The organism is Acinetobacter sp. C26M, from assembly GCF_023702675.1.
GTDB lineage: Bacteria > Pseudomonadota > Gammaproteobacteria > Pseudomonadales > Moraxellaceae > Acinetobacter.
On the sequence record NZ_CP098478.1, the window covers coordinates 3,773,021 to 3,799,843 of the forward strand.

29 protein-coding genes and 2 tRNA genes are annotated in these 26,823 nt (G+C 42.7%); 6 read left to right on the forward strand and 25 right to left on the reverse strand.

The features are described 5' to 3' along the window. Positions 1–10 precede the first annotated feature (10 nt). The 6 genes from NDN11_RS17380 to NDN11_RS17405 form a co-directional block, all read right to left on the reverse strand. Positions 11–409 carry an OsmC family protein gene (locus NDN11_RS17380; protein ID WP_167250953.1) on the reverse strand — a complete coding sequence of 133 codons (399 nt, stop codon included), beginning with the start codon at positions 407–409 and terminating at the stop codon, positions 11–13. Continuing rightward, positions 406–1,353 carry a pirin family protein gene (locus NDN11_RS17385; protein ID WP_167250955.1) on the reverse strand — a complete coding sequence of 316 codons (948 nt, stop codon included), beginning with the start codon at positions 1,351–1,353 and terminating at the stop codon, positions 406–408. The genes NDN11_RS17380 and NDN11_RS17385 overlap by 4 nt, the downstream gene beginning before the upstream one ends. Positions 1,354–1,517: 164 nt before the next feature. Beyond that, positions 1,518–1,757: a DUF2798 domain-containing protein gene (locus NDN11_RS17390; RefSeq protein ID WP_167250957.1), complete on the reverse strand. Its 240-nt coding sequence runs from the start codon at positions 1,755–1,757 to the stop codon at positions 1,518–1,520. A gap of 44 nt (positions 1,758–1,801) precedes the next feature. Then, entirely contained in the window at positions 1,802–2,098 is a 297-nt protein-coding gene (locus tag NDN11_RS17395; protein ID WP_167250959.1) for a DUF3861 domain-containing protein, read from the reverse strand. Positions 2,099–2,118: 20 nt separating this feature from the next. Next, positions 2,119–2,508, reverse strand: coding sequence for a Fur family transcriptional regulator (locus tag NDN11_RS17400; protein WP_167250961.1), 390 nt, complete (start codon positions 2,506–2,508; stop codon positions 2,119–2,121). Between the two features lie 13 nt (positions 2,509–2,521). Next, positions 2,522–3,049 (reverse strand): PadR family transcriptional regulator, encoded by a 528-nt coding sequence (locus NDN11_RS17405; protein WP_167250963.1) that lies wholly within the window; start codon positions 3,047–3,049, stop codon positions 2,522–2,524. A 427-nt stretch (positions 3,050–3,476) separates the two neighbouring features. Between NDN11_RS17405 and NDN11_RS17410 the strand changes: the two genes are divergently transcribed. Continuing rightward, positions 3,477–3,896, forward strand: a complete 420-nt coding sequence (locus NDN11_RS17410; RefSeq protein WP_251110326.1) for a hypothetical protein — start codon at positions 3,477–3,479, stop codon at positions 3,894–3,896. A gap of 367 nt (positions 3,897–4,263) precedes the next feature. On the opposite strand, the gene guaA is transcribed toward NDN11_RS17410, so the two are convergent. Then, a complete protein-coding gene (gene guaA / locus NDN11_RS17415) occupies positions 4,264–5,832 on the reverse strand; it encodes a glutamine-hydrolyzing GMP synthase (RefSeq protein ID WP_167250967.1) in 1,569 nt (522 codons plus the stop codon). A gap of 445 nt (positions 5,833–6,277) precedes the next feature. Here guaA and NDN11_RS17420 point away from each other — a divergent pair, with 445 nt between their 5' ends. Then, complete coding sequence (locus NDN11_RS17420; protein ID WP_171067187.1) at positions 6,278–7,504, forward strand: DUF445 family protein; 1,227 nt, start codon at positions 6,278–6,280, stop codon at positions 7,502–7,504. Between the two features lie 50 nt (positions 7,505–7,554). Here NDN11_RS17420 and NDN11_RS17425 read toward each other — a convergent pair whose 3' ends face one another. Then, entirely contained in the window at positions 7,555–7,926 is a 372-nt protein-coding gene (locus NDN11_RS17425; RefSeq protein WP_167250969.1) for a NirD/YgiW/YdeI family stress tolerance protein, read from the reverse strand. Positions 7,927–8,073: 147 nt separating this feature from the next. Beyond that, positions 8,074–8,490, reverse strand: coding sequence for a DoxX family protein (locus tag NDN11_RS17430; protein ID WP_251110327.1), 417 nt, complete (start codon positions 8,488–8,490; stop codon positions 8,074–8,076). Between the two features lie 219 nt (positions 8,491–8,709). Between NDN11_RS17430 and NDN11_RS17435 the strand changes: the two genes are divergently transcribed. Then, positions 8,710–9,345, forward strand: a complete 636-nt coding sequence (locus NDN11_RS17435) for a DedA family protein (protein ID WP_167250973.1) — start codon at positions 8,710–8,712, stop codon at positions 9,343–9,345. A 16-nt stretch (positions 9,346–9,361) separates the two neighbouring features. On the opposite strand, the gene NDN11_RS17440 is transcribed toward NDN11_RS17435, so the two are convergent. The 5 genes from NDN11_RS17440 to NDN11_RS17460 form a co-directional block, all read right to left on the reverse strand. After that, positions 9,362–9,952 (reverse strand): LysE family translocator, encoded by a 591-nt coding sequence (locus NDN11_RS17440; RefSeq protein WP_167251120.1) that lies wholly within the window; start codon positions 9,950–9,952, stop codon positions 9,362–9,364. 210 nt (positions 9,953–10,162) lie between these two features. Next, on the reverse strand, positions 10,163–10,552 hold the full coding sequence (locus NDN11_RS17445; RefSeq protein WP_251110328.1) for a hypothetical protein: 390 nt from the start codon (positions 10,550–10,552) through the stop codon (positions 10,163–10,165). Between the two features lie 9 nt (positions 10,553–10,561). Next, positions 10,562–11,404, reverse strand: a complete 843-nt coding sequence (locus NDN11_RS17450; protein WP_004801912.1) for a ParA family protein — start codon at positions 11,402–11,404, stop codon at positions 10,562–10,564. A gap of 82 nt (positions 11,405–11,486) precedes the next feature. Continuing rightward, positions 11,487–11,876, reverse strand: coding sequence for a SirB2 family protein (locus NDN11_RS17455; protein ID WP_251110329.1), 390 nt, complete (start codon positions 11,874–11,876; stop codon positions 11,487–11,489). 9 nt (positions 11,877–11,885) lie between these two features. Next, positions 11,886–12,194 carry a BolA family protein gene (locus tag NDN11_RS17460; protein ID WP_004801908.1) on the reverse strand — a complete coding sequence of 103 codons (309 nt, stop codon included), beginning with the start codon at positions 12,192–12,194 and terminating at the stop codon, positions 11,886–11,888. A gap of 190 nt (positions 12,195–12,384) precedes the next feature. On the opposite strand from NDN11_RS17460, the gene NDN11_RS17465 reads away from it, so the two are divergent. Further along, positions 12,385–12,457, forward strand: a tRNA-Gly gene (locus NDN11_RS17465). 41 nt (positions 12,458–12,498) lie between these two features. Next, a tRNA-Gly gene (locus NDN11_RS17470) sits at positions 12,499–12,574 on the forward strand. Between the two features lie 74 nt (positions 12,575–12,648). Here NDN11_RS17470 and NDN11_RS17475 read toward each other — a convergent pair. From NDN11_RS17475 to NDN11_RS17505, 7 genes are all read right to left on the reverse strand, one after another. Continuing rightward, positions 12,649–14,010, reverse strand: coding sequence for an MFS transporter (locus tag NDN11_RS17475; RefSeq protein ID WP_251110330.1), 1,362 nt, complete (start codon positions 14,008–14,010; stop codon positions 12,649–12,651). A 117-nt stretch (positions 14,011–14,127) separates the two neighbouring features. Then, positions 14,128–15,153, reverse strand: a complete 1,026-nt coding sequence (locus NDN11_RS17480; RefSeq protein WP_251110331.1) for an enoyl-CoA hydratase/isomerase family protein — start codon at positions 15,151–15,153, stop codon at positions 14,128–14,130. Positions 15,154–15,166: 13 nt separating this feature from the next. Next, on the reverse strand, positions 15,167–15,940 hold the full coding sequence (locus NDN11_RS17485) for an enoyl-CoA hydratase (RefSeq protein WP_251110332.1): 774 nt from the start codon (positions 15,938–15,940) through the stop codon (positions 15,167–15,169). 21 nt (positions 15,941–15,961) lie between these two features. After that, on the reverse strand, positions 15,962–17,089 hold the full coding sequence (locus NDN11_RS17490) for an acyl-CoA dehydrogenase family protein (RefSeq protein ID WP_251110333.1): 1,128 nt from the start codon (positions 17,087–17,089) through the stop codon (positions 15,962–15,964). A gap of 10 nt (positions 17,090–17,099) precedes the next feature. Beyond that, positions 17,100–18,749 carry an AMP-binding protein gene (locus tag NDN11_RS17495; RefSeq protein WP_251110334.1) on the reverse strand — a complete coding sequence of 550 codons (1,650 nt, stop codon included), beginning with the start codon at positions 18,747–18,749 and terminating at the stop codon, positions 17,100–17,102. Between the two features lie 78 nt (positions 18,750–18,827). Then, positions 18,828–19,718, reverse strand: a complete 891-nt coding sequence (gene mmsB, locus NDN11_RS17500) for a 3-hydroxyisobutyrate dehydrogenase (protein WP_171526159.1) — start codon at positions 19,716–19,718, stop codon at positions 18,828–18,830. A 14-nt stretch (positions 19,719–19,732) separates the two neighbouring features. Continuing rightward, positions 19,733–21,250, reverse strand: a complete 1,518-nt coding sequence (locus NDN11_RS17505; RefSeq protein ID WP_251110335.1) for a CoA-acylating methylmalonate-semialdehyde dehydrogenase — start codon at positions 21,248–21,250, stop codon at positions 19,733–19,735. A 165-nt stretch (positions 21,251–21,415) separates the two neighbouring features. On the opposite strand from NDN11_RS17505, the gene NDN11_RS17510 reads away from it, so the two are divergent. After that, entirely contained in the window at positions 21,416–22,297 is an 882-nt protein-coding gene (locus NDN11_RS17510; RefSeq protein ID WP_251110336.1) for a LysR family transcriptional regulator, read from the forward strand. 67 nt (positions 22,298–22,364) lie between these two features. On the opposite strand, the gene NDN11_RS17515 is transcribed toward NDN11_RS17510, so the two are convergent. The 4 genes from NDN11_RS17515 to NDN11_RS17530 all read right to left on the reverse strand — a co-directional run bounded on the left by NDN11_RS17515 (position 22,365) and on the right by NDN11_RS17530 (position 26,740). After that, positions 22,365–23,798 carry an amino acid permease gene (locus NDN11_RS17515; protein WP_167250987.1) on the reverse strand — a complete coding sequence of 478 codons (1,434 nt, stop codon included), beginning with the start codon at positions 23,796–23,798 and terminating at the stop codon, positions 22,365–22,367. A gap of 189 nt (positions 23,799–23,987) precedes the next feature. Then, on the reverse strand, positions 23,988–24,347 hold the full coding sequence (locus tag NDN11_RS17520) for a RidA family protein (RefSeq protein WP_251110337.1): 360 nt from the start codon (positions 24,345–24,347) through the stop codon (positions 23,988–23,990). Between the two features lie 9 nt (positions 24,348–24,356). Next, positions 24,357–25,460 (reverse strand): alanine racemase, encoded by a 1,104-nt coding sequence (gene alr, locus NDN11_RS17525; RefSeq protein ID WP_251110338.1) that lies wholly within the window; start codon positions 25,458–25,460, stop codon positions 24,357–24,359. A 23-nt stretch (positions 25,461–25,483) separates the two neighbouring features. After that, positions 25,484–26,740 (reverse strand): D-amino acid dehydrogenase, encoded by a 1,257-nt coding sequence (locus NDN11_RS17530; protein WP_167250990.1) that lies wholly within the window; start codon positions 26,738–26,740, stop codon positions 25,484–25,486. Positions 26,741–26,823 lie beyond the last annotated feature (83 nt).

Here is a 26,823-nt window from a genome sequence, read left to right on the forward strand (position 1 = left end):
CACTTTAGTCTTAAAGAATCATGGTCTGAATGTCTAAACTACGTAACAAAGTTTTAGTAACAGGTGTTTTGCTACAGACATTGAGAAGTTTTTCTTGTAAGTCTTGTGAAACAGGTTGTTTAAATATTACACGACGCTCGATTCGTTCCTGCTGTTCACGATTGGTATGGAAATCCACTTCAACCGAAAACTCACCCAAATCTATTTCCTTATGCTGCGCATACATCCGCAAAGTGATCATGGTACAGGATGCCAGACTTGCAGTGAGGAAATCATAAGGTGCTGGACCTGTATCGTGTCCACCAAATTGCTCTGGCTTATCGGTGAGAAATTGATGCGTACCACTATTCACCGTCCCTTTCCAAGGCTCTGGCAAAGTTTGAACTGCTGCACTCGCGATAATACTCATTTCGATGCCCTCATTTGATCAGGTAAAACAGGTGCTTCTAAGCGTTTGCCTTGGTAATCTGGAATCTCTCCAAAACGTGCATCATGATTAATCCAGTCTTCACGCGCCTGCTTTAGATCTTCCATGGTACGACCGACAAAATTCCACCACAGTAAAATCGGTGATTCAAACGGCTCACCACCTATCAATAACAGACGATGACCTTGAGTTAACTCGACTTCAATCTCAGTTAGACCTGTTTCTAACACCACCATATTATCGGCCGTCAATTCATGCCCATTCACACGAGCCGTACCTTCCAACGCCATGAAAGCATATTCAAACTTAGGATTAAGCGGAATACGGGTTTTAGTGTTCGCTTGCGCAGTTAAATCCACCCCCACCAAAGGTGTATGCACTTGCACAGGTGAGGTTGTATCGAGGAAATCCCCAACCAATACCGTAAATTCAACCTGATCTTTATTCACGATCGGCAATTCTGGATAGTGCTCAAACTTAGGCTCCATATTGCGCTTATCATCTGGCAAAGCGATCCAAAGCTGTGCAGCATGCATTTTTGTTTCAGTATCTGGCGCCACTTCAGTGTGTGAAATCCCATGACCTGCTGTCATCAAATTAACCTGCTTTGGGCGAATTAATTGCTTTGAACCCAAACTATCAGTATGCATCATGGTGCCTTCAATCATCCATGTAAATGTCTGCAAACCAATGTGTGGATGGGGTCCCACATCTAGACCATCACCCGCGGGGAAACTGACAGGTCCAGCATGATCTAGAAAACACCACGCTCCGACCAAGCGTTTTTGTCGGCTCGGCAAGGCTCGTTTAATCACGGTCCCCTTACCAATTTCTGCTGAGCGAATAGTAAATTCTTGAATAAATTGATTGATATATGTTTCGCAGTCTTTTGAATCAGAAATATCGTAATCGTTATTATTGCTCATGATATGACTCTCTTTTACCTATGCTATTGCAATGAGTTGATAGCTTGATCTTATCAATACAATCATTCAGCAATATAGTCTTTTAGTAATACACAGAGTGTTATCAATGAGACAATCTCTCCTCTTTTTTACAGATCTCCTAAATAGAAAATGCCCGAAATTCATCAATGCGTTTTCATATCAACGATCAAACCTGTTAAACGACGTACAATGGGTAATAAGAACATGACCAATGGATAAGCAATCAACCAAGAGAACATCCATGTTGCTGACCATTTACTTAAAAACTCTGGTATGAAGCCAATGCTCATCCACATATTGGCGAATGACAAAGTACCACTCATAAAAAAGGATAAAATTAAGGGTAATACCCACGCTGCATATTTTGCAGGTAGTTTTTTCATAGACCGTTTTCTAGATATCAATTCCATATCGTTGATATTCGCCACTATTTCTTTACCTGCTGCTTTAGATTTTTCATAAATTGACCAAATTGTGGAAGAAACTCCTCAAATAAAGGATGATCTTTATTTTCCAACATCACTTCACTAAACAGCTTTAAACCAACTGCAAAAGATTTAGTGGTTTGATCATCAAAAAATTCTGCTTTCTTCAAACGTTCAACGATCTCAAAAATATCGTCATGGTTGCCTGTATAAAATTCTAAACGCTCGGTATAGGTCGAGACTTGCCCTTTCGCATCCTTTAAATGCTGTACGGTGACATGATATTGGTGTTGTTTCATAACATTCTCCACATGCTTTTTTAAGCACTTTCTTTAATTTCGACCTGCATCAAGTCAATTTGATATTGATTAAACACAACCTTCAAAGACTGTAAAAATTGTGCTTGTTTTGCTGTGGTTAAATCGGCACAGCGAATTTGTAGTAGTTGGATCTTAGACAAATTCGGAAGGTTAAATTTTGTCTCGGCACGATGAAATTGATAACTGGCAATTAGACCTGCGACCACGAGATCACTAACCACTCGATAGACTGTAGCCAGACTTAGCTGCTGTTGTTGCACATTAAGTCGTTGATAAATCTGCTTTACCGTAAGATCATCTGTCTGTTGCGCCAATATGGACAATACCGCCATACGCGGATGCGTGACTCGTAGCCCTGCCTGTTTGATTTTCTGTTGTAGCTCTAGCACCTTTACCTCCAACCTATAAACGTCCAATCGCAATGGCTGCTTGATCAATTTTTTCAGCAATTTGATGGATTTGCTCTTGTTGTAAATCCGCGATATTCAGTTTTAAACGCAGTGCTGTTTTTAAGTTTTCCATTGCACGGTGAATATCAATTAACTGATCGTTATTATGAATTTCACGTCTCAATCGCAGTTTTTGTAGTAATGCTGCCAGCATGTCTTGCTGCTCTTTTAAGTAAGCTTCGCCATATTCAGTCACCTGATATTGCTTACGTTCCACATCGAGTAAATTGATAAGATTCATTTCTTCCAATGCAGTCAGTGTTGGATAGATTGTTCCTGCACTTGGGGTATAACCATCACCTACAAGATCACTAATTTCTTTAATGATTTCATAACCGTGTTTAGGACTCTGCTGGATCAAATGTAACACCAATAGTTTCATACGACCTGATTCAAATAAACGACCACGACGGCCTGAACGGTGATGTTCTCGATGCTGGATATCACGTTCGTGTTCATGATGATCTGTTATGTGTTTCATCTTTATTTTTCTCATATTGCTTACTTTATGTATATTAAGATATATCTTAATTAATCTTATGGCAAGTAAAGATATATCTTTAAATTTTAAAATTCTGATATTGAATGAATTATTTATTTTTTAGATAGATTTTTAGAAAAATTAAGTAATAAAAAAGAGCGTTTGAGTACTATTTCTACCGCAACGAAAATAAAAAATTGCTTACAAAACAGCCGATTTATTTAAAATGCTGCTTTTGTATCTTTCTTAAAATACTGGCTAATTTGAAGTTTAATTTCATATTACTTTTATTATGTTAAATCGCGTTTAGATGCCTGAATCTGACAAAACTATTACTCTACAGCAAAGGATAAATATTAAAGCTGTTTTATAATCAAGCTGCAAAAACCTGCTGAAATGAAAGCCAAAAAATAGAGTTAAAATCTCAATGAATCAAATAGATGCAATCTTAAAACACTTTAAAGAATGGCACCCATTTATGGGGATAGAATATTTATGGCATAGCTGTGATGGTGAAATGGACAGTGAAGATTATCCAGACGTAAAATTTGAATACGATCCAGACACTGCTTTTTTTATGGCATTAGAAAGACTCCTAAAAAGTGGAGAAGCATGTTTATTTTATGTTTCATGTACTGAACATCCAAAAAAATCGGAACTCTTAACAGAATCACCAGATAGCCAAATTACGCTACTCAAAAATGCTTGGATTGGTAAAGAAGAAATGGACAAATTGGATAAAGAGCATGATTATTTAGGTTGGTATTTTTTAGTGCATTGTCCTTATTCATTAATCCAAAAACAATATGATGAACATGGGAATTTTTTAAGGTGGTATGTTAATTAAATTTTTAATAGGAACTTTAACGTTTTCCTAAAATCAATATAATACGCCTCATAGCAAATCAATTTAACCTATTAAATAAAAATCATATATTTAAAAATTTACTTTAACGCAAAACAGCAAAAAGCCGACTTTTCCAAGTCGGCTTTTTTGATCTATTTTAGAGGGATTTCAAATACCATAAAAATACTGCATGTATTTTGAAACCCCTCTGCCACGGCATCTTGCACTTCATTTTAAAGTTTCACTTTAAAACTCGTTCATGGCGTAATTCAGGCAAGAAGCTTCGCTTCATGAACCCCCGTGCTGCCGCAGGCATAGCCTTAGGCGTAAATTTGGCTAAAAGCTATCGCTTTTAGAAAGCCCAAATTTACTCCCATTCAATCGTTGCTGGTGGTTTAGATGACACGTCATACACAACACGTGAAACATCTTTAATTTCATTCATGATACGGGTTGAGATTTTATCAACCAAATCATATGGTAAGTGCGCAAAACGTGCTGTCATAAAGTCAACGGTTTCCACGGCACGCAGGGCAATCACCCATGCATAACGGCGGCCATCACCAACAACACCCACTGATTTTACAGGTTGGAATACCGCAAACGCTTGAGCTGTTTTGTCGTACCAACCACTGTCACGCAGTTCCTGCATAAAGATATCGTCAGCAAGGCGAAGAATATCAGCATATTCTTTTTTCACTTCACCCAAGATACGCACGCCCAAACCTGGACCTGGGAATGGATGACGGTAAATCATACTATGTGGTAAGCCAATCGTTGTACCCAATTTACGCACTTCGTCTTTAAACAAATCACGTAACGGCTCAACCAATTCAAATTCTAAATCATCAGGTAAGCCACCCACATTGTGGTGTGATTTAATCACGTGTGCCTTACCTTGTTTGCTTGCAGCAGATTCAATCACGTCTGGATAAATTGTACCCTGTGCCAAGAATTTCACGCCATCAAGTTTACGTGCTTCTTCTGCAAATACTTCAATAAACTCACGACCAATGATTTTACGTTTTTTCTCAGGATCAACTTCACCAGCCAATGCAGACAAGAAACGCTGTTCAGCATCCGCACGGATCACACGAATACCCATGTTTTCTGCAAACATTTGCATCACTTGATCACCTTCGTTTAAACGAAGTAAACCATTGTCTACAAATACGCACGTTAACTGGTCGCCAATTGCTTTATGCAATAACGCAGCAACAACAGATGAATCAACACCACCAGACAAACCTAACAGCACTTTTTCATCACCAATTTGTGCACGCAATTGCTCTACACGTAGGTCGATAATGTGTTCAGGCGTCCAAAGACCGCGACAACCGCAAATCTTATGTACAAAATTCGAAAGTAATTCAGCACCTTTAGCTGTGTGAGTCACTTCTGGATGGAACTGTACGCCATAGAAACGACGCGTCTCATCACTCACTGCAGCAAATGGGCAGCTTGGTGTGCTTGCAGTCACTTGGAAACCTTCTGGAATCGCACTGACTTTATCACCATGACTCATCCATACGTGCAGTTGGTTCTCGCGATCTTGCAAGTTACCAATCAAATTATCACGTACTAGAATGTCTACTTCTGCATAACCAAACTCATGTACTTTACCTGGCTCTACTTTACCGCCAAGTTGTTCAGACATGGTTTGTAAACCATAGCAAATACCCAACACTGGCACGCCTAATTCAAATACAACTTGTGGTGCGCGTGGGCTTCCTTCTTCATGTACGCTCTCAGGTCCACCTGACAAAATAATCCCGTTCGGATTAAACGCACGAATGTCTTCTTCAGACATATCGAATGCATACATTTCAGAATAGACACCCGCTTCACGTACACGACGTGCAATGAGCTGGCTATATTGAGAGCCGAAATCCAGAATAAGGATACGATCTTCAGTAATTTGAGTATTGGTCGTCATGGTTCATCTTAAAGGCAAATGAATTAAGCGCCACATTCTAACATTTTTCACGCTTTGACGCACCGCAATTCATCATCTATCTTATTTTTTAGTTGGACTGGGAAATAAGCACTGATATTTAAACTAAAATTTCACAACCATGCTGCCAATAAAGAGAGTTAAATCAACAATTCTTGCTTATTCTGCTCAACACAAAACAAAAATTGGTGCTAAGATGATGAGTCGAAATATGTATTACCATGGAAAGGTATTCAGTCGACAATCTCGTTGCCTTTTTATACGATTGTGATGACCTTATTCGAAGGAAAAATAAAGGGTAACTAAAAAATTTAAAGATATTGGCACATCACCACTATCCAAAATATTTCACTATCATCATCTAGCGCTTGCCCGACCACGAGCAACAATTAGGACTTGAAGGACCAATAAAATAATGTTTCAAGAAATGATTGCGGATTTTCAACAGAATTTCTGGTTATACATCTCAATCCCGTTTATTAGTGGCTTTATTGGTTATGTGACCAAAGTCATTGCCATTCAAATGATGTTTTCACCACTTGAATTTAAAGGGTTGCGATTATTTGGTCTGCCACTTGGATGGCAAGGGATTGTTCCTCGCAAAGCAGAGAAAATGGCCACCACTGCGGTGGAATTGATGACCTCTAAACTGATTAAACCCGAAGAAATTTTTGCCCGACTCGACCCCAAACGGATTGCCCAAGAAATTGAAAAACCATTGATGGCAGCAGCTGAAGACATTACCCGAGAAGTTGCACAGCAATATCAGCCGGGTTTATGGGAAGGCATGCCCGAGTTTGCACGACAAAAACTGATTAAACGAGTTCAGGCGAAAGCGCCAGAAATTGTTGAACACATTATGAGTGAAGTACAGAAGGATGTGACCAAGTACTTCGACATCAAACATATGGTCGTCAACAACCTACTCAAAGATAAACGCCTCCTCAACGAAATTTTTAAGAAAGTCGGCAAACAAGAATTCAAATTTTTTAGTAATGTCGGCTTTGTTTTTGGCTTTGCGATTGGTGTTGTGCAAATGCTATGCTGGATCGTCACTCAAGGTAAATATCCTTGGATGCTACCAATGTTTGGCGGCTTTGTCGGTTTCTTTAGTGACTGGATGGCCTTACAAATGATGTTCCGCCCGTTGTATCCGAAAAAGATTATGGGCTACACATGGCAAGGTTTATTCATTAAACGTCAGAACGAAGTTGCGGCTGATTATGCAGCCCTGATCTCGAAACAGTTACTCACCTCACGCAACATGATGGAAGAACTTTTTTCAGGCACACATTCGGATAAAGTCATCGAGTTGGTCAGCCGTCAAGTCAAACAAGAAATTGATTTACAAGCTGGTATTGTCCGCCCATTAGTGGTCTATGCCATTGGTGGTGAGAAATACCAAAACCTGAAAGCCGAAGTTGCAGAGCGTATTTTAAAACAACTTCCAGATACCATGCGCTACGTTGAATCTTATGCAGAAGATGCAATGAATGTGCGTAATACATTAGTTGAGCGCATGCAGAAACTCAGCCCTGAAGAGTTTGAAGGCATGCTGCGTCCAGCCTTTAAAGAAGATGAGTGGTCATTGATTATTGTCGGTGCTGTACTCGGTTTTCTGGTTGGGGAAATGCAAATTCACTTTATGCTCTAATCATTTCAATGATGAAAAAAGGAAGCTTAAGCTTCCTTTTTTTAATGGCTTTATTTATGCGCATGCTTTTCAATTTTAATCACTTCAATATCTGTCGGTTTATAACGATGCGTATCTACTTCACCGACTAAACGCACATGATCACCGACTTTTAGACCAGCTTGACGCCAAATATCATCATCAATTTCAATACCAATCGTGCCACTTTGATCTTTGAACTCATAATGATCACTTTGTAAATGTTTCGTGATTTGTCCTGTCAGCGTCACGCCCGTTTCATCTTTCAGTTTGGCAACTTGACTGACCGTAACCACATTCTTTGCAGCCTCTTGTACAATCACATGGTCATCTTTACCTGCCCATGTCAGTGTTGATAATCCCGTTAAGATCACAATTCCACAACTTGCGATGATTTTTTTCATTTCATGTCCTATTTTATTCTCAAGTCTTTTGATCTAAACAGAAATAAGTACTGATGTCGGCTTCAGTTTGTAATCAAGCGTAATCAATGTAATGGACAACATACGCTTAACCCCGCTACTTAGAGCGGGGTGATTTTCAACAATGAATTATTTTTCAATCACATGGTCTAGACTAAAACGACCGGCACCATAGAGCATTAACGCGAAGAAACCTCCAGCCATTGCAAAGTTTTTCATAAAGTTAATGGCATCCTCCGCCCCAGCATGGAAAATAAAGGCTGTAATAATACTAAAAAGCCCTAAACCCAAAGATGCAAAGCGTGTTTGGAAACCAAATAACAGCGCCAAACCACCACCAAATTCCACCAGAATCACCAATGGTAATAGAGCACTCGGAACACCCATTGATTCCATATAACCAGCAGTACCCGCATAACCAACAATCTTGCCCCACCCAGCAACAAGAAAGATATAAGCCATTAATAAACGTGCAACTAAAATTACAACGTTTGATACACCAGACTGAGTTACGATATTTTTTACAACAACATTCGGATTAAACATAATTGATTCCACAGTGTGTTTGTTTTTTAACATGTAGACAGTTTATGTATCTTTAATTTTGCAATAAACACCAATTTAGTTAACATATCGTTCCTTATTTGCAACAATGAACATCTTCTAAACCTATTCTGAAAAGTTACCAATTAATTTGCTTTTTATACTGACATTCTACAGATGCACTGCTAGGATTTAGTCCACATTCACAGTGTTAACACCTTCATGGAACTCATTGATTTTATTCTGCACGTTGACGAACACCTTTTAGAATTCATTACCAATTATGGCGTATGGATTTATGCCATTTTATTCTTAATTATTTTTGTTGAAACCGGTTTGGTGGTGATGCCATTTTTACCAGGTGATAGCTTGTTATTTGCTGCAGGTGCATTAGCCGCGTCCACTGGGGCAATGGATCCATGGGTGCTTGGCGTTTTATTGTTTATCGCAGCAGTACTTGGCGATACCTTAAACTATCATATTGGCCGTTATGTGGGTCCACGTGTTTTTGAAACCAATTCTCGATTCATTAATAAACAGCACCTGCTTAAAACCCAACAGTTCTTTCAGCGCCACGGTGGTAAGACGATTATTTTCGCCCGTTTTGTTCCTTTTGCACGTACCTTTGCACCATTCGTAGCAGGTGCTGGCAGCATGAACTATAAGTACTTCTTGACCTATAACGTGGTAGGTGCATTCTGCTGGATCGCATCGTTCATTACCCTTGGCTATTTATTCGGAAATATGCCAATCGTGAAAGATAATTTTACCCATTTAATTTTCGGTATCATTATTATCAGTATCTTACCAGGTGTGATTGGCTTTATTCGCCAGAAAATGAAGGGTGTTAAAGCATAATAAATTGAATCTTCGTTTAAAACAGACGAAAGATCATTGGTAGCATACAAATCAGTAATAACATGGCCGATCCTTTATACAAATGATCGGCTTTGAGCCCAACTAGACTCCCCGCCAATAAAGCACGTCCAAACAACATCCAGAAAATACTGACAGGAATTAGAATTAAGCTAAAGATAGCAAACACTAAAGCAGCCTGTTCCATTGAATTCCAGGTTTCACTTGGAAAAATACCAGATGCCAACAATACCGTTTTAGGGTTCTTTAAAGTCGATAAAAATAGCTGTCTTTTACGGATATGCTGATGATGCTGGTCAAGTTTTTGTAGATGAGAGCCTTTCCACAGATGGAATGCCATCCAAAGCACATAGAGTAAACTTAGCGTATGCAGAATCGCCCCAATTGCTGGCCAAATCGGATCAAATAAATGAATGAAAAGCGCCCATAAACTAATGCCATACATATACCCCAACCATTCAATCGGGATAAAAGTCATGGTCTTAGGTACACCGTGTTGATGTGTTGCACTGGCAAGCAAAGCATTGGTCGGACCAGGTATTAACAATACCGCCAACATCGCCAAAACAAAAAACCAACTCTCAATCATATACATACCGAACGACTATACATGGCCGCCACCTTAAACGAATTTAGGGCAAGAATACAAATTTTAGGGGGCTGCTCAAATAAAATAAATCAATCAATTAGCTCAAGTTGAAATTTTAATTATTTGATTTTTATAACTATATTTTGAAACATTTTGCTATAATTTAGTTGCTGACCGTCATCGTGAACCATAACGATCAGCACTCAAAATTTATGATTTTGGACGTTGCTTCACAATGATTGGGCAGCCTTTGAATCTCGCTGCTTGTACAATTGCATCTTGTTGTCCCAACACATTGGCAAGTTCAGTATTTTTGGTATTCATTGACTGTCCCATATTCACCGAGATCGATGGACCAAAGCCCCAGCCACCTCTACCCCAGCCACCACCAAGTCCAAGACCAACCCCGACACCAGTACGTTTTGGCGTTGGTACACCATTTTCGATGTAAAGCTGAATACGGTTGTACTCGGCTTGCAACTGTTGGCAATTCAGTGCTTGATATTGTGTCGGCGATACATAAGCTGGCTTAACCGTTGATGCACATGCACCCAATAACATGCTCGCTGCCAAAACAGGCATCCAATATAAGCGTTTCATAAGATTCTCTTATTTCTTTGATTCAATCTCATTGAACAGGGTCACATAAGCGACGGTCAATTTGTGGTCAGATGCCAAATGAATCAGGGGTAAATTCTTTTGATGTGATTCTTTCATCAAGATCGATGGCGGCAACATGCTATCCAGCACAGGCAAGCCTTCATCTTTTAACTGTTGAACCACTTCACGAGGTAATTTTGCCTGAGATTGGAACTGATTGACCACAATTCCCTCAATCTCCAAGCGATCATTATGATCATCTTGGGTTTCGAGCACATTTTCAATCAAAGTTTGTAACGCACGTTTTGAAAACACGTCACAATCAAACGGAATCAGCACGCGATCTGCTGAAATTAATGCAGATAACGTAAAGAAATTAAACGCAGGCGGTGTATCAATAAAGATGCGGTCATAGCGCGCACTGAGAGACTGAATCGAATCACGTAATTTATAAATTTTGTGTTTACTTTCCAGCGCATGTTCTAATGCACCTAGGCTTGGACTTGCAGGAATCACATCCAGATTGTCAAAAGAAGAACGGTGTACATAACTGTCTAAACCTTTGCCACGTGGCGCTTTCAGGATTGAGCCAATCGCATTGCCGATTAAGCCCTTTTGCTGCGTACTCCCTAAAATATCATCAAAGAAGTTTTCAATGTTTGGCTCTAATGCTGCCTTGTCGGCAGAATAGGTTGCATCTTCACCTAAAAGGTATTGGCTTGAATTCGCTTGTGGATCAAGGTCAATCACCAAGGTTCTAAATCCTTGTTTCGCACTAATCGCAGCGAGATTGACTGTAATACTTGATTTCCCCACACCACCTTTTTGGTTAAACACCACACGCGTTAACATGATTTCCCTCTATAATATTTTTGTAAACTGCATGCAGTTTAACCTAGTGACAAAACAATTACTCAAACAATGTGTCAAACAATCAGGCAAAAACAGGCTTAATCATCACCAAACCGAGAATACCCACCATAGCCACCGTCCCAATGAGTAATCCTGCACGGCGTTGTTGCAATAAAATACTGCTGTCCTGTTTATAGGTTTTGATCAAAGAAGACCACAACACAAAGAACAAAATCACTTTGGCATAGAACCACGGCTGCACCTCAAAATTGTTCATGAACAGTAAAACTGCCCCCGTCACAATAATTAAGGTCAAAGATAGATGTTGTAAACCCACCAAGCCTTTGCGTGCTTTTGGATTGGGCTGTTGGTCTTGTACACCAACAAATAGTGTTGCGCCACGTAATACAAAAGCAATGATCAATAAGCTCACTGCGGACATATGCACAATTTTAGTGAGGAAGAGGTCCATCATTAATCCTTAGCTTTTTGGTGCATGTGCACATTCAGGGCTGGCAGGTGCTTGGCCTTGCCATTCGCTAGGGACATAGGCATGAATCGCAAGTGCATGGATTCGACCAGGACTCATCAACTCCGCTGCAACAGCATAAATTTTTTGATGACGTTGTACTAAGCGTAGGCCTTGAAATTCATCACTTACCACGATGACTTTAAAGTGTGATTCTTTACCTGGGAAATATCCACCATGCCCTGCCGACTCATTAATCACTTCAAGATGGGTAGGTGCAAGCGTGTTTAAATGTTCAATCAACTGTTGTTCTAAGTTCATCAGTCACTCTGTAAGGTCAGATTGAGATAGCTCATTAGTATACATGAGCGGAATCTGAGGGAAACTTTTGTACAAAAATTTGCTTTCTCAGGCTTTTTTTGCATGAAAATGCTTTAATTTTATGCAAATAATCAATTTCTTTGCATAAAATTATTGACCCTATTTTTGCATAATGTATTATACACGGCATGCGGGAATAGCTCAGTTGGTAGAGCATAACCTTGCCAAGGTTGGGGTCGGGAGTTCGAGTCTCCTTTCCCGCTCAAATTTTTAAGTGTAAGTTTTAGTAAAAACTGCTCAATTAGCGGGAATAGCTCAGTTGGTAGAGCATAACCTTGCCAAGGTTGGGGTCGGGAGTTCGAGTCTCCTTTCCCGCTCCAGATTCAAAAAGCCCTAATCGAAAGATTAGGGCTTTTTTCTTTGCAAATTATAATGCTCCACGTGGAACATAAAATTAAGACTGTTCTGTAATCTTGGCATCCAAATTGAGACTTGGTTTTTTAATCTCAGTTTCTACCACACCATATTTTCGATCACGTGGCATAAAGGTGGTCGAGATAATCGCAATCACCGCCATACTGCCAATATATATCATGATCAGATGAGGGCTGCCGCCACCGACACTGAGTAGCTTTGTCGCAATCAGTGGCGCAAGACCACCACCCAATACACCAGCCAACTGCACCGAAATTGAGATCCCGCTATAGCGAATTTCTGCGGGGAACTGGCGGGCAAAAAGCTGTGCCTGTGGTGCGTACATAATCGGAAACACCACCCCGATCGCCAGTACAATTGCAGTCCAAACCAATACAGGATCTTTGGTATTAAGCATGCTAAAGAATGGATAGCTATACAGTGCCAGTACACATAGCCCAAACATAAACATGTTGCGCTGCCCCACTTTATCTGACAAATGCCCACATAATGGTGTCATCACTAAAATCACGGCTGCACCGCAAATCGTTGCAAATAAAATCTCTTGTCTTGCAATGCCAAGCTGTGTGGTGGTGTAGGCCAAAGTAAAAGTAGAAGCAATATAAAACCATGCATTCTCGGCTGCACGCGCTACGATAATGGTGATGAGTTGCTTTGGATGCTTTTTAAAGACCTGTAAAGCAGGAACTTTAACTTCTTCCGCCTGCTGTTTTACTTTTTCAAAATCTGGTGACTCTGGCACTTTGACTCGAATATACCAACCGACTGCCAGTAAAATAATGCTCGCTAGAAACGGAATCCGCCACCCCCAACTAAACAAAGCCTGCTCGGGCAATAAAGAAACTAATCCAAGTGCGATCGATGCGAGCATTAAGCCACCGCCAGTACTGGCTTGAGGAAGGCTGCCCCAAAATCCTTTTTTACCTTCTGGCGCATGTTCAACCGCCATCAGCACTGCACCGCCCCACTCACCACCCATGGCCATACCTTGGATAAATCTCAGGACCACCAAGCCAATTGCAGCCCAGTAACCAATCGTCTCATAGGTTGGCAACAAACCAATCAGTACCGTTGGAATACCCATCAACATCAGCGTGAGCAATAACATCGATTTCCGACCAATCTTGTCACCAAAATGCCCAAACACCAGACCTCCCAACGGTCGCCCGATGAATCCAACTGCATAGGTCGCAAATGCCGCAAGTACACCCGTCAGCGGATCTAAATTGGGAAAAAATAATTTATTAAAAATTAAAGCTGCTGCCGCACCGTAGATAAAAAAGTCATACCATTCAATGGTAGTCCCTACCATACTGGAGATACCCGCCAATCGATGGGATGACTTTTTAGAAGATGAACCGTTTCCATGTATTGTTTGCATCATCATGTTCCTTGCTTGGATTTTCTTGTTTTATGTTTTTTGCTGATCATCAATCCTGACCATCAGCATGTCAGACTTTGTAATACTCCTGAGATTGGTCAATATGAATATTTGGATTTAGCTGAGTTTTTCTAAAATCTGTTCTAGCTCTGGATTACGTTGTTGCCATTGCGGCTGTTTGTCTTTATCTACAATTAAGGCACGCACACCCTCAATAAAATCACCATGTTCAAACCAGATATCTTGTAGATCGCGCTCCAATTGCATACATTGTGGCAAGGAAAGACCACGGCCCAAATGTTGTAGTTTCAAACTGGTTTGTTTGGCAATAAAGGAACGTTGCTGCAAGATGCTGAGCATTTTTTCTGCCCAAGGCTGCAATTGCTCATCCTGCTCATTCGCAAGACTTTGCTCAATTTCGTCCAAATGCTGAAAACCAAAATGTTTGCGAATACCATCTGCCAACTGTTTCAGTTCACTTTCAGCAGGGCGAGTAATAAAACAAGCAACAATATGCTCAATATTCTGTTTACTCAGGTTCGATTCATTGATCAGTGCATTTTGCAAGGCTTGTAGCTTTTCGCTCGGTACGTGATAGTCGATCAAATCCAAATAAAGAGCATCACTGCTACTGATCTGCTCGCCCGTTATGGCCAGATAAACCCCAATATCATCTAGTCGAGACAGGAAGTGGGTCGCACCAACATCTGGGAAAAAGCCAATCGCTGTTTCAGGCATCGCAAATCGAGATTTTTCACTGCTCACCACAATATGACACGCTTGTGCTAGCCCAAAACCACCACCGAGCACATAACCATCGAGCACCACCACCACAGGCTTTGCATACTCACGCAGCAGATTCAGCATTTTATATTCGGCACTAAAATAACCTTTATAATCAGCCGTATCATTTTTATAGCTATCATATAGATAGCGAATATCCCCACCTGCACAGAAGGCTTTGGGGCTATTCGATTTAATCAGGACCGCCTGAATTGCTGCATCATAACGCCACAGTTCCAGTTGGCTACAGATGCCCTCAATCATCTCCAGTGACAAGGCATTTAAATGTTTGACCCGATCTAAGCTAATTAGACCAAGACCACCTTTTTGCTCAATCATTAACTGATTTTCGATATTCATTGTTGTTGATCTCTTATCGATTTTTAAATTTGGCCTGACGTTTTTCCACAAAAGCCTGCATCCCTTCTTTCTGATCCGATGTGGCAAAAATGGAGTGGAACATCCGTCTTTCAAAACGTAAGCCTTCTGTCAGATTGACTTCAAAGGCGCGATTAATAGTTTCTTTTAACATCATGTTGGCTGTTAAAGAACGTGCAGCAATTTTTTCTGCGGCTTGTAGGGTTTGTTCAAGCAATTCTTCCTTACTAAACACACGTGCCACCAGCCCACTTTGCTCAGCTTCAACTGCACCCATTTGTCGTGCGGTAAAGCACATTTCCATGGCTTTGGCTTTGCCAATCGCATGAGTTAAACGTTGTGTGCCACCAATCCCTGGAATCACACCCAAAGTCACTTCAGGTAAACCAAACTTGGCATTTTCGGCACAATAGATGAAGTCACACATCAGTGCCAATTCACAACCACCACCCAAAGCATAGCCACTAACTGCTGCAATGAGCGGTTTACGGCGTTGCGCAATACGATCGGCAAGATGGAAAAAATCATCAAAATAAATGTCAGGAAAGTTCAGATCGGCCATTTCCTTAATATCGGCACCTGCGGCAAAGGCCTTTTCTGAACCTGCCAACACCATACAACCAATCTCGCGATCTTTTTCTAATTCATCTAAAGCCTGATTCACTTCGCTAATCAATTCACTATTCAGCGCATTCAAGGCGTGCGGGCGATTCAGCGTAATCAACCCTACGCCATTGTGTTTTTCTAATAAAATGGTTTGCCACTGCATCATCGATTCCTTGTTCTCTGGTTATAAGCTACGGGCGATCACTAAACGTTGAATATCACTGGTGCCTTCATAAATCTGACAAATGCGCGCATCACGATAGATGCGTTCAATCGGAAAATCTTTAAGATAACCATAACCACCAAACACCTGTAACGCGGCTGAACAGACGCGCTCAGTCATTTCCGAGGCAAATAGCTTAGCCATAGAAGCCTCATTTAGACAGGGTTGCCCTGCTTCTTTAAGACGTGCAGCGTAGTGCACCAGTTGTCGAGCCGCTTCAATCTCGGTCGCCATACTGGCAAGTCGGAATGCGAGTGCCTGATGTTCAAAAATTGGTTTACCAAAGGTCAAACGCTCTTTGGCATAGCGCGTGGCTTCTTCCAGTGCAGCACGCGCCAGACCCACCGCCTGTGCAGCAATACCAATACGACCACCTTCCAGATTGGCAAGCGCGATTTTTAAACCTTCACCTTCCGCACCCAACATCAGGCTTTTATGAATACGCACATCTGTGAGGGCAATCTGACAGGTATCTGACGCATGTAAACCGAGTTTTTCTTCCACTCGAATCACCTCATAACCTGCTGTATCACGTGGAACAAGGAAGGCACTAATGCCCTTTTTGCCTGCATTGGGGTCAGTCACGGCAAAGACGATAATCACGCCTGCGTTGTCGCCCGAAGTAATAAACTGCTTGGCACCATTGAGAATATAGTCATCGCCATCTTTCACGGCACGGGTTTTAATCGCTGCCGCATCCGAACCAGTATGCGGTTCAGTCAGGGCAAAAGCACCGATCATTTCACCTTGTGCCAATGGTTTTAAAAAGCGCTCTTTTTGCTCATCGCTACCAAATTTTAAAATCGGCACACAGCCCACCGAGTTATGCACGCTCATAATGGTTGAAGTGGCGCCATCTGCTGCGGCCACTTCCTCAAGCGCCAAGACATAAGCGAGATTACCTGTATCGGAACCGCCCCATTGCTCTGGAATCAGCATCCCCATAAAGCCAAGTTGCCCCATTTGTGCCAGTGCAGCTTTCGGAAAAGTGCCATGTCGATCCCAGTCACTGGCATTGGGCTTGATTTGTTCTTGGGCGAAGCTTTTCGCCATATTTCGAATTAAGCTTTGTTCTTCAGTTAATTGCATCTTATCTTCCTTACCCTGCTTTCGCTTGCTGTTTCGCAATTTCCTGATTACGTAATAAAAAACGCTGAATTTTGCCACTTGGGGTTTTTGGCAATTCAGTGACAAACTCGACCAAACGCGGATAGGCATGGGCAGACAGGCGTTTTTTCACAAACTGACTCAATTCCTCAGCCAGTTGCTCCAAAGGCTGAATGCCTGCCGATAAAATCACAAAGGCTTTTACCACCTCGGTCCGCTCTGGATCAGGCACCCCGATGACCGCTGCTTCAACCACCGCATCATGTTCCAGCAAGGCACTTTCCACATCAAACGGTCCAATCCGATAGCCCGAGGTGGTGATCACATCGTCACTACGACCAACAAAACTCATACTGCCATCGGCATGTAATTCGGCAGTATCGCCTGTCAAATAGTACTGCCCAATAAAAGGCGATTTACGCGTTTCATGATAGCCACCAAACCACATCATCGGGGATTGACTGATATCCACCGCTAAAATCCCAGGTGTATCTGCAGGCAATTCTTCGCCCTGTTCATTCACCACGGCAACACGATAGCCTGCACTGGCAAACCCTGCTGAACCAGCACGAACCTCATGGCTTAAACCATGGTGATTACACACCACCATGCCCACTTCAGTTTGCCCATAATGATCATAAATTGGCGCATCCAACACCTGTTTAAACCAGCGAATCACTTCTGGATTCAATGGCTCTCCTGCACTACTGACTACACGGAACTGGCCTTTTAACGCTGCCATCTGGGCAGGGTCTGCTGCCATCATCATGCGGTAAGCCGTAGGTGCACCCGCCAGATTGGTAATCTGATAATCCTTCACAATTTGACACAGGCTGTCCGTGCTAAAACCACCGTCATAGAACAAAATGGTGTGCCCTAGAAATAAGGGGCCAGTAATACCGAAGTACAGGCCATATGCCCATCCTGGATCAGCAATATTCCAAAATGAATCGTCTTCCCTTAGACCAACCGCATCTTGCATATAGCGAGCAAATGCCAGTAAGGCTTTTAACGGAACTTCTAAAGGTTTTGCAGGTCCTGTGGTCCCCGACGTAAACATCAGTAAAAATGGATCTTGGATGGTTCGCATCACCAATTCACATTGATCAGACTGCTGTTTAACTTCATCCCAGAAATTAAAGTCTTCTGGATTTAACGGTGTCGCTTGCTGATCTGCAACCGTGACAATCGCTGGACAACGCTCAACTTCATCGAGTTTGCTGCGGTTACCTGTATCCGTCACCACCAGCTTACTTTGTGCCAGTTGTAGACGATGCTCGATTGCCTTCGGCCCAAATGCAGTAAACAAAGGCTGATATACCGCACCAATTCGCCAAGCGGCAAAAATCGTCACCAATAGCTCCGGTGTTCTCGGCAGTAATCCTGAAATACGATCACCAGCTTTTACACCTTGAGATTTTAAGAAATTGGCAAATTGACTCGACCATTGCTGTAACTGGCGAAAGGTGTATTGTTCTTTTCGACCATCTTTACCTTGCCAATACAACGCGATCTTGTCGTCATGCGCATGGCGATCACAACATTCATAACAGGCATTTAGTGCATCGACTGAACCTGACAGCATTTGTGTTGCTGTGCTTTGCAGATCAAAAGCCTGTACCGTCTCTTTATAATTCAACATCTGTGTTCCCTCAGTCTGCTTTGATTGTTATTCATGACAGGGTTTAATTTTTTGGTAGCCATCCTTTGGCTTGAGCTGTTATGCCTCTGGCGGCAGGTATTGCTGAATAATGCTGGAAAAATCGAGATGCGCATTGCCACGCATACACATTTGCTGATACAGCTGCTGCACCATCCCACCCAACACAATCGGTTGTTTGACCTGTCCTGCCGCTTCTACTGCAAGCCCAAGGTCTTTCAGCATCAACTGCGTGGCAAAACCATCTTGATAGCCACGCGAAGCTGGTGCATTTTCATTAATCTGTGGCCATGGATTACAGACTTCCGAACTCCAGCAACGACCACTTGAGGTGTTAATCACACCAGCCAAGGCTTTTGGATCAATGCCCAGTTTGGCACCGAGCGCCATACCTTCTGCCACGGCAGCCATAGAAATCCCGAGAATCAAGTTATTGCAGATTTTGGCAATTTGACCCGCACCCACCTCACCACAATGCACCACGTTTTTGCCCATGTGGCTGAGTACGGGTTTGACTTCATCAAAAGTCTGATCATTGGCACCCACCATAAAGGTCAAGGTACCTGCTTGTGCACCGATGGTGCCACCCGAAACAGGCGCATCACAAATATGAATATTTTTACTCTGCGCAATCGCAGCAATGTCCTTGATGGTTTTCGGGTCAATGGTACTGCTATCGATACATAAGCTACCTGCTTTCAATACCTCTAACACACCATTTTCACCGAGATAGACTTCTTTGACATGTTTTGCCGCAGGTAACATGCTGATCAGTACATCAGCTTGTTTGGCAGCCGCTTGAGGGCTATCACACACCACACCACCTGCCTCGGCAAAGTGCTGAATCGCCACTTCGCTGAGGTCATAACCATAGACTGTAAGTCCTGCTTTAAGCAGATTTTGGGCCATTCTGCCGCCCATATTGCCTAGACCGATAAAGGCGATATTCATCCGTGATCCCCTTATTAACGTAAACTGATGGTGGTATTGACACCGCCCACTTCGTGGCTGTCTTCAAACCAGCGGCTGGTGATGGTTTTGGTTTGGGTATAGAACTGCACGGCTTGTTTGCCGTAAGGACCTAAATCACCGAGTTTTGAACCACGAGAGCCAGTAAAGCTAAAGAACGATACAGGGACAGGAATAGGAATATTGATGCCGACTTGACCGATATCAATCAGGTTCTGGAAAGTACGCGCAATCGCCCCACTTTGAGTGAATAATCCCACCCCGTTGCCAAATGGATTGGCATTGATCAGTGCAATCGCCTCTTCAAGCGTATCGACACAAATAATAGACAGCACAGGCCCAAAGATTTCTTCTTTATAAATGCGCATGTCAGTATTTACACCACTGAAAATCGTCGCTCCGACAAAGTTGCCTGACTCATAACCTTGTACCTGAACATCACGCCCATCGAGCAACAGTTCTGCACCTTGCTCGACACCACTATTGATCAAATCCAGTACACGCGCTTTGGCACGTTTTGAAATCACAGGACCTATATCGGTATTCGGTTCATGCCCTGCATTAACAGTTAACGTTTTGGCTTTTTCGACTAACTCTGCAATCCAGTATTTGCTATCTCCGACCATCACCGCGACCGACAACGCCATACAACGTTGCCCTGCTGCACCAAATGCCGCACCGACTAAAGCATTCAGCGTTTGTTCTTTATTGGCATCAGGCATTACCGCGACGTGGTTTTTCGCGCCCATCATCGACTGCACGCGTTTGCCATGTTGTCCTGCAAGGTTATACACATGCGTGCCCACCGCGGTCGAACCGACAAATGAAATGGCTTTAATATCTGGATGCGTACACAGGCGATCGACCACCTCCTTACCGCCATGAACCACATTGAGTACACCCGCTGGAATGCCTGCCTGAATCGCGAGTTCGACCAGCATCATGGTCGACAATGGGTCTTGTTCTGATGGTTTTAAAACGAAGGTATTGCCGCATACAATTGCCATTGGAAACATCCACAATGGAATCATGGCTGGGAAATTAAATGGGGTAATGCCCGCACACACGCCCAAAGGCTGCTGTAAGGTATAGGTATCTACACCACGCGCCACGCCTTCAACGTATTCACCCATCTGCAAAGTACCCACAGAACAGGCATGCTCAACCACTTCTAAACCACGTTGAATATCACCTTCGGCATCTGCCAGAGTTTTGCCTTGTTCCGCAGTCAGTACCTGTGCAATCTCCTTCATATTTGCACGAATCAAATCTTGCAGTTTCAGCATGATACGCATACGCGCCTGAATCGGGGTCTGACGCCAAGAAGCAAACGCTGCTTGTGCAGACTGGATCGCTGCATCGACTTCCTCTGTTGTAGCAAATGGCACACGACCAATCACCTCCTGCGTTGCAGGATTAATAATGTCTTGCCATTGTTGGGTCTCTGATTCGATAAAACTGCCGTTAATGAGTAACTTGGCTGTTTCCAATTGAATATTTTGGATTGTGTTCATAACCTCTCCATAGGCCGTATTTTTATTGTGTTCAGTGTTTAGAAAATATCGATCGTCGTATTTTCTTTATTCAGGTTTTATTCGAGACTAGCAAAGAAAGCTTTGACCACCAACGCAAATTAATGCACGATCATTGTGCAAATATGCACAAGGAAGACCATAACAATGAAAGTGGATTGGGATCATCTACAGTTTTTTTTAGTGTTGGCACGTACCAAAACTCTAACCAATGCCGCCCGTATTATTGGGGTTGAGCATAGTACTGTTGCGCGACGGATTCAGGCTTTAGAACAAACTTTAGGCATTACCTTGTTTAAACGCGAAGCCTCTGGCTATGAGCTGACTATGGAGGGTTTAGCACTGGTGCCGCGGGTTGAGCAAATGGAATACGCTTTCCTGCAAATTGAAAAACCGCATCAACCGTTGCAGGGTCGTGTGCGAATTGGCACACCTGAAGGTTTTGGTACCGCATTTTTGGCGCGCTTGTTAGCAGAGTTTTCCATACAGTATCCCTCGCTCACGATTGACCTGATTCCAGTGCCGAAAATGATCAAACTGTCGCATCGTGAAGCAGATATTGTGGTCTCGATTGAACGACCCACCTCTGGTCCCTATATCATTACGCGACTCTCGGATTATTGTTTAAAAATTTATGGCAGTAAAAAGTATCTGTCACTCAACCCACCCATCCGTGATTTACAGGATTTAACTTCGCATCGCTTTGTGAATTATATAGATGATCTGGTCTATAGCCCTGAGTTGTACTGCTTGGAACGCTTACCTTTAAAACTCAACGCTAATTTCCGTAGCAGTAGTATTTTGGCACAGCAAATTGCTGTTAGTTCTGGCGCAGGACTCGCCATCTTGCCCAAGTTTTTAGCCGATGATAAACCTGAACTTGAAACAGTATTAGAACAACAAGTGCGTTACACCCATACCTTTTGGATGCTGACTTTTGTCGATTTACAACATGAACCCCGTATTAAACTGGTCTGGGATTATCTACGCAAACAGGCTGATCAATACCAGCACTTATTGGTGGATTAAATACCATTGCCAGACCATAAAAAACCGATCAATGGAGATCGGTTTTTTACTCAACAGATATGAATTATTATGCCAATTCGCGACCCAGTTTTTTCATACGTGGTTTATACATCAGCTGATAAGTCACGGCCAAAATGACTACCCACAATGGACTAACATAAAGTGCTTTTAAGGTATCTGGTTCAAGTGCCAAAATCACCAAAGCAAATAACAAGAAGGCAATCACCATATAAGACATGAATACACCACCCGGCATTTTAAACTTCGATTGTGCATGCAGTTCTGGACGTAGCTTACGGTAGCGCAGATAGCAGACCATAATCAGACTCCAGACACTGATGAATAAAATCACACACAGTGAACTCGCCAGCGTGAAAGCTTCAAGGGTATTCGGTACAAAGTATTGTAGTACCGCACCACCCATGATGAATACGCAAGAGAAAATCAAACCATTGGCAGGCACGGCACTTTTGGATAAACGGCCAAAGGCATTGGGTGCCTGACCATCTTTAGATAAACCAAACAGCATCCGACTGGTGGAGAATACGCCACTATTCATCGAAGACATCACTGAAGACAGTACCACCAAATTCATGATGATGGCCGATGTCACAATCCCAGCATTTAAGAACAATTCGACAAATGGGCTCTTGTCTGCACGGATAATATTCCACGGTGTGACTGACATCACCACCAATAATGCCAACACATAGAACAAGATAATGCGAATCGGAATCGCATTAATGGCCTTTGGCAAATTCTTATGCGGGTCTTTGGTTTCAGCAGCGGTGGTTCCAATCAATTCTACCCCGACAAAGGCAAATACCGCGATCTGAAAACCAGCCAAGAAACCATCCAGACCTTTTGGAAACATACCACCATGCGACCAGACATTGCTAAGTGAAGCGACAGTGCCATGAGGTGCATGGAAATGGCTAAAGATCATATAGCCACCGACACCAATCAAGCCAATAATCGCCAAAATCTTGATCAGGGCAAACCAGAACTCAATTTCACCAAATAGGCGCACAGTGAGCAGGTTTAAGAACAACACAAATAGCACACAGCCTGCACTAATGGCAGCCTGTCCAATTGGAGTAAACATGGTGCCTTCGGGTAACCAAAAGGTGAGATAATTGATCACGGCCGCCAAGTCGGCAATACCGACCAGTACCCAACCTAACCAATAGGTCCAGCCCATGTAGTAGCCAGCCCATGGCCCAATCAGGTCATGCGCCATATCAACAAAAGATTTGTAGTGCAAGTTGGCAAGCAGCAATTCACCGAGTGCTCGCATTAAGAAGAAGAACATCCCACCAATAATCATGTAAATAAACAGAATCGATGGGCCTGCCAAAGAAATGGTTTTGCCTGAGCCCATAAAGAGCCCTGTACCAATGGCACCGCCGATTGCAATCAATTGCAAATGGCGATTTGAAAGTTTTCTTTGTAAGTCTTGGGGCGATTGCTCGCCTTCTGACTGATGCTGTGTAACCGTCATCTTAAGTTCCTTTTACTCTTTCCTAAATGAGTCAGCCTTGATTTATGCGCCATACCTTAGCTGTCTTTTTAAGACTGCTGACTCATCTTCGATTGCAAGAAAATACGTATCTGACTACGTTTTATCTACTGCAAATACGTTACTTTTCTTCTTTTTTTATATTTTTAAACAAAGATAAAGCTGATCGCTTTATTTTTGTGCTGCAACAATTGCAATTTCGATCAACCATTTTGGATTGACCAAATCGGCCTGAATGGTGGCACGTGAAGGTGCAACATGACCTTTCAACCAATCAATCCAGATCGTGTTGACCACAGGAAAATCTGAAAGATCTTTTAAAAACAGTTGCGCTGAGAGTAGACGAGATTTATCCGTCCCTGCTGAAGCCAAAAGTTGTTCAATGGTTGCAAGTACTTCACTGGTTTGTCCTTCAATATCTAAGTCGGCATTTTTAGGTACCTGACCTGATAAATACACCACCTTATTGAATACTGTGACTGCACTCATCACTTCATTGGTATTGAGCTTTTGAATATCTGAATGTGACATGATAAATCCTTATTCCTGAGTTATAAATGAAACGCGCGCAGTCACGCCACACATCAGTTCATAACCGATGGTGCCTGAAGTTGCTGCGACGTCGTCAATGGGTAAAACTGTTCCTGAACTAGACTGGCCCCATAACACCACTTCACTGCCAACATGGGCATCGCTGATCGAACTGAGATCCACAGCCAGCATGTCCATGCTGACCCGCCCAATGGTTTGGGTCCGAATTCCATTGACCAAAACTGGCGTACCAGTGGCTGAAATCCGTTGATAACCATCGGCATAGCCACACGCCACGATACCAATACGGATCGGTTGCTCGGCCACATAGCTAGAGCCGTAGCCAACACTTTCATTGGCATTGAGTTCTTGCACGGCAATAATTTCACTGCGCAGGCTCATGCTCGGTGCAAGACCCCAATCCTGAATCGTGTGTTTAGGATAATCGGGAGAACTGCCGTACAGCATGATGCCACCACGGACATAATCTGATTGCAATTGGGTTTGATATCTTAAGATTGCAGCACTATTACTGACAGACCTTTCCCCAGGTAGACCTTGGATCGTAGCTTCGAATTGCTTGAGTTGATAATCAATACCAGTTTGCCCAAAACGGTCACCATCAGCATCGGAGAAATGCATCATATGGGTGATACTGGCCACGTTAGGAAAACGATTTAAATGTTGCCAGTTTTTACGATACTGTTCTGGTTTGAAACCAAGTCGGTTCATACCACTGTTCATTTTTAAGAAAATATCAAATTGAGCTGGATAGATATGTTGCTGTAGCCATTCCACTTGTTGTTCACTATGTACCGTAAAGCTTAATTGGTACTGCGCACAATCAAATAAGTCTTGTGGGGAGAAAATGCCTTCCAGCAATAAAATCGGGCCTGTCCAACCTAAAGCACGTAAGCGTTTTGCCTCATCGATATCGAGTAAGGCAAAGCCATCTGCGCTTTTAAAAGATTCATAAACACGTTCAATCCCATGCCCATAAGCATTGGCTTTGACCACAGCAAACACTTTGCTGTCGGGTACCGACTGCCTGACCACCGCTAGATTTTGGCGTAAGGCTTGGGTATGGATGACCGCAGTAATTGGACGAGGCATACGATACTTCCTTGTATGTTCAATTATGCTGCGTGTGAATAACGTTGAATCGACAAGCCATCAGTGCTGATGTCTGGACGATGATTCATGACCAGATCACTGATCAATTTTCCAGAACCACAAGCCATGGTCCAACCTAAAGTGCCATGACCTGTATTTAGGAACAGATTCTTATATTGCGTTGCACCGATAATCGGTGTGCTGTCAGGTGTCATCGGACGTAAACCTGTCCAGAACGATGCTTGAGCAAGATCACCACCTGGGAATAGATCTTGTGTCACCATTTCCAAGGTTGCACGACGATCTTCTTTTAGACCAAGATTGAAACCACTGAGCTCAGCCATACCACCAACACGGATACGCTGATCAAAACGTGTCAAAGCAACTTTATAAGTTTCATCCAATACCGTTGATTGCGGAGCGAATTTTGGTTCCACAATTGGGATCGTGAGTGAATAGCCTTTCACTGGATATACAGGCAAATTTAATTCCAGTGGTCTGAGGAAATCACGTGAATAGCTGCCAAAAGCCAGCACAAAACGGTCGGCTGTTAAAATCGCACCATCGACCATGACGCCTTTGATTTCATCGCCTTCAACAATCAATTTTTCAACGTTTTGATCGAATTTAAATTCCACGCCCAAGTCTTGTGCTAATTTTGCCAAGGCATTGGTAAACAGATAACAATCACCCGTTTCATCATTCGGCAGATGTAAACCACCCACCAATTTATCAGTATGCGCTAAGGCAGGTTCTACAGTACCCAACTCTTGAGCGTTCAATAAATCAAAGTCCACACCACATTCTTTGAGTACCTGAATATCACGCTGCACAGCTTCAAGTTGTGCCTCGTTACGGAACACCTGTAAGGTTCCTTTCGCGCGGTTTTCGTAATTGATCCCTGTTTGTGCTCTGAGATCGCGTAAGCAGTCACGGCTGTATTCTGCAACACGCATCATGCGTTCTTTATTCACCGCATAGCTTTGTGGATTACAGTTTTTCAGCATCTGAGCCATCCACTGCAACTGCCACATACTGCCATCAATATTGATGGCTAATGGCGCGTGATGCTGGAACATCCATTTTACGGCTTTGAAAGGAATACCAGGCGCTGCCCACGGCGTTGAATATCCTGGGGAGATTTGGCCTGCGTTACCAAAACTGGTTTCTTTTGCAGGTCCTGACTGACGGTCAAGTACCGTCACTTGCGCACCTTGTTGTGCAAGATAATAGGCACTTGCCACACCAATGACGCCACTTCCTAAAACGATTACGCGCATAATAGATCCCTCACGCACACACTAGGTTATTTAACTAGTATATTTTTGGATCAATAGTTTTTTTCACTTATTTTATGACTATA